This is a genomic window from Acidibrevibacterium sp. (genome assembly GCF_049965395.1).
Taxonomy (GTDB): domain Bacteria; phylum Pseudomonadota; class Alphaproteobacteria; order Acetobacterales; family Acetobacteraceae; genus Acidibrevibacterium; species Acidibrevibacterium fodinaquatile.
Genome location: NZ_JBMFWJ010000034.1, coordinates 1 through 6,761 on the forward strand (window position 1 = coordinate 1; position 6,761 = coordinate 6,761).

Genomic DNA, 6,761 nt, shown 5'->3' on the forward strand with positions numbered 1-6,761 from the left:
GCCCGGATGGCAAGACGGTGGAGAGCGAGGCGGCGCACGGCACCGTGACCCGCCATTACCGCGAGCACCAGAAGGGGCGCGAGACCTCAACCAACCCGATCGCCTCGATCTTCGCCTGGACCCGTGGCCTCGCCTATCGCGGCCAGTTCGACGGCACTCCCGACGTCACGAAATTCGCCGAGACCCTGGAGAAGGTCTGCATCGACACCGTCGAGAGCGGCGCCATGACTAAGGATCTCGCGGGGCTGATCGGCAAGGACCAGCCCTGGCTCAACACCCAGGATTTTCTCGCCAAAATCGACGAGAATCTCCGCGCCGCGATGGGATGAACGCGCTGGGGATCAGCCGCCGTGGTCATTCGGTGAACCCGCGGCGGAGGCGGAGCAGCGGCGTGGTGGTCCGCGCCGCCCGCTCTTGCGGCGAAAGCGTAAGCCAGAGCTTGAGATTTTCCAGCACGAAGCGCGTGGCCAGCGCGAGGTTGAGCGCCAGCGCCTCCGCGATCGGGTAATAGCGCAGCCCCTCCAGCTCGCCCGAGCCGGCAAGGGTGCCGCGCACACGGACGGCGTCGATGACGAAGAAGCGCGCGTTGAAGCGGATCGGAAGACCGGGCGGCGTCACGGCGCGGCAGAGATAGTCGAGATCATCGAGCGACGGCGGCGTGCCGAGGGAAAGCCCGGTTTCCTCCGCCAATTCCCGGGCCGCGGCGATCGCGAGCCCGTGCGCGAGCGCCGGCGAGGCATTTTTTTCCACGAGCGCGCGGACATGCGGCGAAAGCGCGGTTGCCGCCGGCGCGCGGAGATCGGCGCGATCGACCCGCCCGCCCGGAAACACCAGCCGGTTGGGCATGAAACGATGGCCGGCGCCGCGCATCCCCATCAGCACCTCCGCGCCCTCGCGCAGGACGACGAGGCTCGCCGCCGGTTTCGGCGGAACGGTTTTCGGGCGGGGCGAAGCCTCGGCGCTATCGGGCATTACAGTCTCCGGATTCACAAAACATAAAAACCTTCTTTTTTTGAAGAAAAAGAAGCAAAAAGACTTTCTTCCCGGTTCTCGGCGCGGCAGTGCCGCAGGCACTGCCCAACGGAGAAAATTTTTTCAAAAAAACTACTTCTCCCCGGTTTGCTCGAGATAGTCCGCCATCGCCGCCTGATATTCGCACTCGCGGGCGGCCTCACGGAGCAGCGCCGCGTCCGCGGCATGGCCGAGGGTGGCTGGCCTGGCGCCGGCGCGAAGCGCCCGGAGGGTCGCGACGGTCGCGGCAAATCCGGCCTGGAAGGGCAGGTGGCCTTGGAGCGCGATCCGCACCCTTCGGGCGGCGAGGGAGGCCGGATCGTCGAGTGCCGGGGCGAGGGTTCCGAGGATCAGCGGGCAGGAGACGGCGCCGGCGAGGGCGTCGAGTTCGTCCCATGTCCTGATCCCGGTCAGAAACAGCGCATCGGCCCCGGTTTCGGCATAGGCCCGCGCCCGGTCGAGGGTCTCGGGGAGGCCGAGCGCCGTGATCGCGCCGGTGCGGGCGGCGATGACCAGGGCGGGGTCGCGGCGCGCCGCCAGCGCCGCGCGGAGTTTGCCTACCCCCTCGGCGCGCGGGATGAAGGCGGTGCCACTCGCGCCGAAACTGGCGGGGAGGGCGGTATCTTCGATCGAGAGCCCGGCGGCGCCGGCGATCTCCAGCTCCTCGACGGTGCGGCGCACGTTGAGCGCGTTGCCGTAGCCGTGATCGCCATCGACGAGGAGGGGCAGATCGGCGGCGCGGCTAATGCGGAGCACGAGGCCGGCGAGTTCGCTCAGGGTTAGCAGCGCGAGATCGGGCGCGCCGAGCACGGCGAGCGAGGCGACGCTGCCGGCCAGCATCGCCATCTCGAAGCCGAGATCGCCGGCGGCACGGGCGCTCAGCGGATCGTGGACGGAGGCGGGAACGACGCAAGTCTCGGCCGCAAGCAGGGCGCGGAGGCGGGCGCGGCGGGCGTGCCAAATCATCGTCCGGGCCCGAAATCGCGCAGCGGGAAGGCGCTATGCACATGCGGCGCGACCGTCGCCGGGGCGGGCGCGACGAAGCCGGGATGGAGGCAGGCGAGATCGGGCGCCCCGAGCAGGCCGAGCGCGATGCGCACCTCGTCCTCGAGCAATGTCAGAACCCGCTCGATTCCCGCCGCCCCCGCCGCCGCGAGGCCGTAGAGATAGAGCCGCCCGAGCCCAACGAGATCGGCGCCGAGGGCGATCGCCTTGACGATATCGGTGCCGCGCGAAAACCCGCCATCGACGATGATCCGCGCCCGCCCGCGCACCGCCGCGGCGATTTCGGGCAGCATCGCCATCGTCCCGAGTCCGAAATCGAGCTGGCGCCCGCCATGGTTGGAGACATAAACGAACTCGACCCCGAGTTCGGCGGCCAGCGCCGCGTCCTCGGCGGTCGCGATGCCCTTGAGGATCAGCGGGATGGCGTGACGGTCCTTGAAGCGGCGAACATCATCCCAGTTGAGCGCCGACTGGAAGGCCATCGCGGCGTGGTCGGGGATGGCGCGCCAGGGTTTTACGAAGCGGTTGGCGATGTCGCGCTCGCGGCGGCTGTAATGGGCGGTATCGACGGTGAGGCAGAAGGCATCATAGCCGGCATCGATGGCGCGGGCGACGTGGTCATCGACCCAGGCGCCGTTGCCGCGGACATAGAGCTGGAAAATCCGCGGGCCGGCCTCGGCCGCCTTTGCCGCTTCCTCCAGGCTCGGCTTGGAGACCGAACTGAGCAGGAAGGGCACGCCGAAGCGGGAGGCGGCGCGGGCGACGGCGGCGCCGGCGTCGGGGTGGAAGGATTCGAGCGAGCCGACCGGGGCAAGCGCGACCGGAAGCCGCAGACGATGGCCGAGAAACACCGCTGCTGTGCTCACCGCGCTGACATCGCGCAAGACACGCGGGCGCAAGGCCAGCGCGTCGAGGGCGGCGCGGTTGCGCGCGACCGTGGTCTCGGTCTCGGCGCCGCCGATGAGATAGCCCCAGATCTCGCGAGACAGAGCGCGCTCGGCGGCGGGGATGAATTCATGCAGCGCCTGGAAGCGTTCGGCGAGCATTTCGGGCGTTTCCTCGGTTGTTTTTTTCATGATGCGATTCCCGCTGGCTAGAAGTCGAGGTCAGCGTAATGCGCCGGTGGCGCAACGCCGGGGATGCGATCGGCGAGGAGGGTGCGAAAACTCGGGCGGCTCTTGATCCGCGCATACCATTCGCGCGCCGCTGGCGAGAGGCTCCAATCGACCTCGCCGGCAAAATCGAGCGCCGAGAGATGGGCGGCGGCGGCGAAATCGGCGAGCGAAACGATGGCGCCGGCGAGGAATTTCCGCGTCTCGGCAAGCCAGCCGAGATAGCGCAGATGCTCGCGCAAGCCGGCATAGCCGAGGCGAAGCAGGCCCGAATCGGGATGGCCGCGTCCGGCGAGGCGCTTCAACAGCTTTTCCTCGAGCAGGTTGCGGGTCACGTCCTGGGCGAAGCGGCCATCGAACCAGGCGACGAGCCGCCGCACCTCGACGCGTTCGGCGAGCGTGCGGCCCATCAGCGAGGTGTCGGGATAGGCCTCGTCGAGATATTCCGCGATCACCGCCGAATCCGGCACGACGAGGCCGTTATCGTCGATCAATGTCGGCACCAGGCCGGCGGGATTGAGGGCGAGATACTCCTCGCGCCGCTCCCACGGTTTTTCCAGCCTGACCTCGAAGCCGAGCCGCTTTTCGGCCAGCAGAAGCCGGATTTTGCGCGAATAGGGGCAGATGGGATGGTGATAAAGAGAGCGCATCGACGGTTTTATGGCACCCCGCGCCTGCCGCGCCAACTCCGCGTTCAGCCTTCTTTAATATGGAAATGAGTTTATTTCCGCCGGTGGTTCGTGGAAAGGATGATTCCGACGATGTTACTGGTTTTGCGGAATCTTTCGATCGGCTGGAAACTCGCGTTGTCGGCGGCCTGCGCACTGCTGCTGCTCGGCGGCCTCGCGGTCTCGATGTTTTCCGGGCTCGCGCGGCTCGAGCGGCTGGATGCCGAGGCGTCGGAGGCGGTTGCCGCCAAGGCGGTGATCGACCTGGCTGGCCAGCGCCGCCACGATCTCGACGCTCTCGCCACGCGTATTGCCCTGCTCCAAACCATGCCGCAAATCACCGCCGCCAAGGCCGAGCTGGCGTCGCTCACCGAGGGGTTGGCGGCAGGTCTCGCGGGAAATTCGGCCAGCAATGCCGCCTTCGCTAAGGTCGCTGCCGACAATGCCGCCGAGGCCGACGCCATCGGCCACGTGCTGGCTGCCCGCGCGGCGCTGCTCGACCGCCGTGAGCAGGGGCTTTTGCCACAGCTCGCGGCGATCAACCAGCTGGTCTCGGTGACGCTGGATCGGATGCATCTCGAGGATCTCACGCCGGAAGCCGCCGATCGCAACAAGGCGCGGCTGACCCGCTATCAGCGCGCGGTGATCGACGCCGGCAACGCCGCCCTCCTCTCCATGAACACCGGGGACGAGGCGGCGGCGAAAGCGATGCAGCTCAACACCAAGATCGCGCACGCGCTGCTGCATGCGGCGCATGATGAGGGCGTCTCCAAGGACGCCGCGGCTGCCTTCGCCGCCATGGAGCAGAGCGGCGATGCCATTCTCGCGACCAGCGCCGAAATCGTCAGCCAAACCGCCGCCGCGGCGCAGTTCCTCGCCCGTGATTTCGCGGCCAAGAGCGCCGCGGCACGCGCGAGCCTCGATGCCGCCGACGCCGATGTCACCCGCCAGGCGGAAGCGGCGCGGGCGGAGGCGCTGCGCGCCAGGGCGGGGCTGCGGCGGACGTTGATCGCCGTTGCGGTTGGCATCGCCGCGATTCTGATCATCACCTCGACGCTGACCGCGCGCGCCATCGCCCGCCCGATCGGCGCCATGACCGCGATGCTCGCTCGCCTCGCCGAGGGCGAGACCGGCATGACGATCGGATACGCCGGGCGACGCGACGAAATCGGCCGCATGGCGCAAGCGCTGGAGCGGCTGCGCCAGACCGCCGAACAGGCGTTTCTGCAGCGCCAGACCCTCGATCAATTGCCGCTCAGCGTCCTCGTCGCCGACGCCGCCAACGCGCTTACGATCTCGTATGCGAGCCCGGCGGCGCGCAACGTTCTGGCGCCGATCGCCGAGACCCTCGCGCTCCGCGCCGATGCCCTCGCCGGACAGAGTCTCACGCGATTTGCCCGCACGCCAGGGCTGGAGGCAGCGCTGAGCAGCGGCGGCGCATCACTCCCTTATCGCGAGCGCATTGCGGTCGGCGCCGAGACGCTCGATATCCAGGCATCGGCATTGAAAACTGCCGATGGCCGCTTCTTCGGCCCGATGCTGACCATTGTTCCGGTAACGCGCGAGGCGCGGCTCGCCGAACGGTTCAAGAATTCGGTTGGCGAGATCGCCGCCGCCCTCGGCCGTTCGGCCGGTGAGATGCGGGACGCGGCCAATGTCCTGAACAGTCTCGCCGCCGATACCGGGACGCGGGCGCAAGCGGTGGCCAGCGCCTCGCGCGAGGCCGCCGGCAACGTCCAGGCGGTGGCCGCGAGCGCCGAGCAGATGGCCGCCTCGGTCAGCGAAATCAGTCGCAGCGTCGCCGAAAGTGCCCGCATCGCCTCTGATGCGGTGAGCAAGGCGGAGGCGACCGACCGCTGCGTCGTCAGCCTCAACGATCAGGCGAGCCGGATCGGTGGCGTCGTCCGGCTGATCGGCGACATCGCCGCCCACACCAATCTGCTGGCGCTCAACGCCACCATCGAGGCGGCGCGGGCGGGCGAGGCCGGGCGCGGCTTCGCCGTGGTCGCGAACGAGGTCAAGACGCTGGCGAGCCAGACCGCCCGCGCGACGGAGGAAATCTCCACCCAGATCGCGACCATGCAGGACGAGACCAAGACCGCCGTCACCACGCTGCGCGCCGTGAGCGCGACCATCCAGCGGCTCGACGAAATCGCCGCCGCCATCGCCGCCGCGGTCGAGGAGCAGGGGGCAACGACCCAGGAAATCGCCCGCGCCGTGCAGCAGGCGGCACACGGCACTGGCGAAGTGACAGAGAACATCGGCGAGGTCAGTGCCGCGGTCGGCGAAACCCGCGCCCGCTCTTCGGAGGTGCTGGCCGCCGCCGCCGACCTTGCGCAGCAATCCGGCACGCTGCGGAGCGAGGTCGAGAGCTTCCTCGAGGCGATGCAGGCGGCGTGAGGGGGCGCTAGACGGGGCGGGGTTTGCGCCGCCGCGAGGCGGGCTTCATCGCGGCGAGCGCCGGCGCGCTTTGGCGTTCATAGAGCGTGAACAAATACTCGAGCCGCTCGCGCTCGGAGGCGAACGGGGCGCGGCGATAGAGCCGGTCCACCGCGCGATCGAGCGCGGCATGGGCGCGGCGGAGCGCCGGTTTCATTAGATCGGGATCGTAAAGCGCGGCCAGCGTCGCGCCGGGGAATTGCGCCCGCGCGTCAAGCACCGCTTGCGCCAACGCCTCGATCCGCCGGCGCTGGCTCTCATCCGCCTCCGGCCAGGGGAAGGTGTTGTAAACCAGACTGATCGAATAGCGATAATCGCTTTTCAGCCGGCCGCCGATCTGGCGCAGCCAGGCCATGTGCATCGCCGAGGTCAGGATGCCGAAATGCCAGAGGGTGGCGTCAAGGAGAACGAAAACGAGATCGCTTGGAATGACTGGCGGCGCCAGCCAGCCGATCGGCAAATACTCGCGGCGCTCGGAACTAACTTTCGGGATCACCACGAAGGGGCGATCGGGGATGACGGTGAC

7 protein-coding genes are annotated in these 6,761 nt (G+C 68.6%); 2 read left to right on the forward strand and 5 right to left on the reverse strand.

Features of this window, described 5'->3' with window-relative positions; translation table 11 throughout:
• Positions 1–329 (forward strand): isocitrate/isopropylmalate family dehydrogenase (locus tag ACP5M5_RS10515; protein ID WP_427937187.1); only part of this gene is annotated, 329 nt, incomplete at its 5' end.
• A 25-nt stretch (positions 330–354) separates the two neighbouring features.
• Here ACP5M5_RS10515 and ACP5M5_RS10520 read toward each other — a convergent pair.
• The 4 genes from ACP5M5_RS10520 to ACP5M5_RS10535 form a co-directional block, all read right to left on the reverse strand.
• On the reverse strand, positions 355–972 hold the full coding sequence (locus ACP5M5_RS10520; protein ID WP_427937188.1) for an NUDIX hydrolase: 618 nt from the start codon (positions 970–972) through the stop codon (positions 355–357).
• A gap of 132 nt (positions 973–1,104) precedes the next feature.
• Positions 1,105–1,977 (reverse strand): isocitrate lyase/PEP mutase family protein, encoded by an 873-nt coding sequence (locus ACP5M5_RS10525; protein ID WP_427937190.1) that lies wholly within the window; start codon positions 1,975–1,977, stop codon positions 1,105–1,107.
• A complete protein-coding gene (locus ACP5M5_RS10530; RefSeq protein WP_427937192.1) occupies positions 1,974–3,092 on the reverse strand; it encodes an alpha-hydroxy acid oxidase in 1,119 nt (372 codons plus the stop codon). Before ACP5M5_RS10530 ends, ACP5M5_RS10525 begins: the two co-directional genes overlap by 4 nt.
• A gap of 17 nt (positions 3,093–3,109) precedes the next feature.
• Positions 3,110–3,778, reverse strand: coding sequence for a glutathione S-transferase family protein (locus tag ACP5M5_RS10535; protein WP_427937194.1), 669 nt, complete (start codon positions 3,776–3,778; stop codon positions 3,110–3,112).
• Between the two features lie 111 nt (positions 3,779–3,889).
• On the opposite strand from ACP5M5_RS10535, the gene ACP5M5_RS10540 reads away from it, so the two are divergent.
• Entirely contained in the window at positions 3,890–6,196 is a 2,307-nt protein-coding gene (locus ACP5M5_RS10540; RefSeq protein ID WP_427937196.1) for a methyl-accepting chemotaxis protein, read from the forward strand.
• Positions 6,197–6,203: 7 nt separating this feature from the next.
• Here ACP5M5_RS10540 and ACP5M5_RS10545 read toward each other — a convergent pair.
• A partial coding sequence (locus ACP5M5_RS10545) for a type IIL restriction-modification enzyme MmeI (RefSeq protein ID WP_427937198.1) occupies positions 6,204–6,761 on the reverse strand: 558 nt, incomplete at its 5' end.

Coding starts and splice junctions, on each gene's coding strand:
- ACP5M5_RS10520 (WP_427937188.1), bottom strand. CDS start 972: ATGCCCGATAGCGCCGAGGCTTCGCCCCGCCCGAAAACCGTTCCGCCG.
- ACP5M5_RS10525 (WP_427937190.1), bottom strand. CDS start 1,977: ATGATTTGGCACGCCCGCCGCGCCCGCCTCCGCGCCCTGCTTGCGGCC.
- ACP5M5_RS10530 (WP_427937192.1), bottom strand. CDS start 3,092: ATGAAAAAAACAACCGAGGAAACGCCCGAAATGCTCGCCGAACGCTTC.
- ACP5M5_RS10535 (WP_427937194.1), bottom strand. CDS start 3,778: ATGCGCTCTCTTTATCACCATCCCATCTGCCCCTATTCGCGCAAAATC.
- ACP5M5_RS10540 (WP_427937196.1), top strand. CDS start 3,890: ATGTTACTGGTTTTGCGGAATCTTTCGATCGGCTGGAAACTCGCGTTG.